Genomic DNA, 2,987 nt, shown 5'->3' with positions numbered 1-2,987 from the left:
GAAGCATTGCCAGTAAAGGCCTGTCACTCACTCACGCGCAAATGAACATGGTTTTTACTGTATACTCATATGATAATAAAGGTTTTCATTTCTTATCTGTGGCTGAACAAATACCCGTGGATCAGTCTAAAATAATCGACAACAGCGTGATTTTGTACCTCAGAAATGTCTAAATTCAAATTAGCACCGCCAGTCTTTAGACTGGGCTGGCAGTGCTTTTTACGACTCAATATTTAATCAACTAACATTAATCAACTAACATTAATCAACTAACGCCACACCTGATCAAATACTCGGTACATATTACCACCCAAGAATTTGCCACAATCCTCTTGGCTATATCCATTTTGTAGCATTTTATCAATCAGTGCCGCTACAATTTGGTAAGGTGCTGGAGTAGGGAAGCCCTTTGCACCTGCTGCTGCACTATAGCCGCCATCAGGGAAAACAGCAGCGCCCATTGGGGTTTGCATGATTGAGGCAGTAAAATTAATATTGGGAATATAGTCTGAACCAAAACCCACGTGATCAATACCAACTAGGTTCACCATGTAATCGACATGACGGAATAGCGCGTCTGTGGTAACAATATCTGGGTTAGACGTGTCCATAAATGCGCCAACCATATTGATTGAGCATACACCACCACTCTCTGCGATGGCTTTGATTACTTCGTCAGATAAACTACGTTGATAATTGGCCATGGCTTTTGCACCTGAGTGCGAAGAAATAACAGGTTGACTACTGCGCTCTATAGCATCAAGCGAGGTACGTTCGCCTGTATGGCTAACATCTACCACCATGCCGTAACGGTTATAGCTATCAATCAGCTTTTTACCAAAGGCGGTCAAACCGCGATTTTCAGGTTCAAAGCAACCATCTCCTACTTCATTGCGATTGTTGTAAGCTAAAAGACAGTAGCCATAACCTAACTCACGCCACAAAGCGACACGGTCCACATCGCCACCAAATATCTGGGTGCCTTGGTGAGTAAAAAATAGCCCAAGCTTGTCCTCTTTTACCGCATCATCAATGTCTTTTGTTGTACGGATAATTTTGTAGCTGTCTGGGCGTTCTCTCATTTTATTAAGATAAAAATCTGTGCCTTTCATGATGCCATCGACAGAGGCGTCTAACGAGTCCGCAGATGGACATGCTGCAAGTACTTTAAAACCAGCAGCCTTACAACGGTCCATTTCATCGTGAAATTCTGGCGCTTCAGGTGAAGACCACTGACTGGGATATAGTGCAGAAAATAGGGTATCAATGGTCATAGAATCACGGACAATATTGACAGCTTTTTCTGATGCGGGATAAAACTGTTTACGCTGTGGGATATTGGAATAATCTTTGATTTCAAATTCAGGTAGCTCAAGGGTTTTGTTATTAGTCATAATTCGATTCCTATAGTGTTTGCGCCTTTCAACATGTTCAATAAACGCTGAACTTGTTTAAGATTTAACTATAGTAGTCTCATTATCGTTGGAGTATTAATCGTTTATGTATGATCAAATCCTCAACTACTAGGATCCTGTTAACATCACCTTAAGGACTGACATGGTTTAGTCATACCACCAGACGCCGCATGGCTAGATGATATTCACTTTCAATATCTCGATAATAGGTTGTTAGGTTTTTTTCATTAGGTGAGTCCCGCAGGTTCATCGTTAGCTGCAACAATACCTAAAGCTAGCTAAGGAGGTTTTCTTAGCAATGTGATCATTGCCCAAAGATGATTTGTGCCAAAACGAGGTTGTTTATTACAAAAAAAATCAGCAACAAACCTTGGTTAGTTGCTGATTTTTGGCTATTTAATTTCTATTCATATTCAGAAGAATAAGTTTCTGAATAAGAATGAGAATATAGCTCAAATAAGTTTCCAAATGGGTCTTCTAAATACACCATTTTGTAAGGCTTATTATCATCTTCTGGATGGTAGCGCATGATGTCCATTCTGACTTTGCCACCGAATTTTTCAACTCGCTCGATAACGCCTTCAAAATCATCTGTTTCTAACGAGTAATGGAAGATACCGATTTTAGTGAAGTCGACAGTATGTTTTTGTTCACGGTCTTTCATTTCAAATAATTCAAAACCGATGCCATCTGACGTGACGAGGTGAGCAATGTTGAAGCCTTTAAAACCTTCACCAAATACCGCAATACACATTCTACCAATGGCAGTTTGTTTTTCTTCTATGACCTCAGACTTACCCATAACCGTTTCAAGACCTAATGCCTGGGTATAAAACTCGACGGCTTTATCCATGTCACCAACCATAATACCTACATGACTCATTTTCATAATATTTTCGCCTTATACGTTAATTGCTAAGTTGTTGCTTGTTCGTTTTGATGGAAGAAGTATAGGGCGAGCCGATGATTTAATAAAATTATCAAAAATTATAAAGTTAATAAAATTATGTTATGAAGTTGACTGGACTGCAATGTAGTTAGCATTAGGAATGTTTGGGCTGGCATAAAAGCAAAAAAGCTAAGCAGACGCTTTTATGCCGAGCCTGCTTAGCTTAGTTATTTAAACAATGAGCTAGCAGGTTGCTGTTAACATTGCGTAACCTAGTTCAATGTATGCATTAGCATCTTCAACCCCTTTGGTTTTTAGATGATGAGCAAAACCCAGTCTAGCACTCATTACTATCCAAAACGTGGCACTGATAAAGCCTATAATGCGCCATATATTTGATTTTGCCCATTTAAGCGCAAACGTAATTGAGAGTACATACAGCACAAACCCCGCTAGTTTTGATGATGCCCAACCATTAACGAAGGGGTATAAATTCAGTGGATTTACAATAACAAGGTAAAGGAATGTCGCGATAAACAACGTATATAAGATGTGTGGCCCTGTCTTAAGTAGCTTTATATTGACCTTGTCAGAGCCTTTCATAGTTAATAGTAAGTTAATGATAAAAAAGATAAAGGTGAGCGCGATTATTGTTAGGTGGGTTGTTCTGGTCTAATTCCATC

2 protein-coding genes and 1 pseudogene are annotated in these 2,987 nt (G+C 39.4%); all 3 read right to left on the bottom strand.

The features are described 5' to 3' along the window. Positions 1 to 269 precede the first annotated feature (269 nt). The gene (locus tag BCU91_RS04410; protein WP_102436120.1) at positions 270 to 1,394 is read right to left on the bottom strand and encodes a membrane dipeptidase; all 1,125 of its coding nucleotides are present in this window, start codon (positions 1,392 to 1,394) and stop codon (positions 270 to 272) included. A gap of 424 nt (positions 1,395 to 1,818) precedes the next feature. Further along, the gene (locus BCU91_RS04405) at positions 1,819 to 2,304 is read right to left on the bottom strand and encodes a VOC family protein (protein WP_102436118.1); all 486 of its coding nucleotides are present in this window, start codon (positions 2,302 to 2,304) and stop codon (positions 1,819 to 1,821) included. Between the two features lie 243 nt (positions 2,305 to 2,547). Then, positions 2,548 to 2,958, bottom strand: a pseudogene (locus BCU91_RS20675) (SirB2 family protein); the annotation flags it as partial. Between the last annotated feature and the right edge of the window lie 29 nt (positions 2,959 to 2,987).

Source organism: Shewanella sp. 10N.286.52.B9, from assembly GCF_002873635.1.
Classification (GTDB): domain Bacteria; phylum Pseudomonadota; class Gammaproteobacteria; order Enterobacterales; family Shewanellaceae; genus Shewanella.
The sequence above is the reverse complement of the archived record's forward strand: the minus strand, read 5'-3'. Positions and strand labels throughout refer to the sequence as shown.

Bases quoted from the DNA above. Each gene is read 5' to 3' on its own strand.
- BCU91_RS04410 (WP_102436120.1), bottom strand. From the start codon at position 1,394: ATGACTAATAACAAAACCCTTGAGCTACCTGAATTTGAAATCAAAGAT.
- BCU91_RS04405 (WP_102436118.1), bottom strand. From the start codon at position 2,304: ATGAAAATGAGTCATGTAGGTATTATGGTTGGTGACATGGATAAAGCC.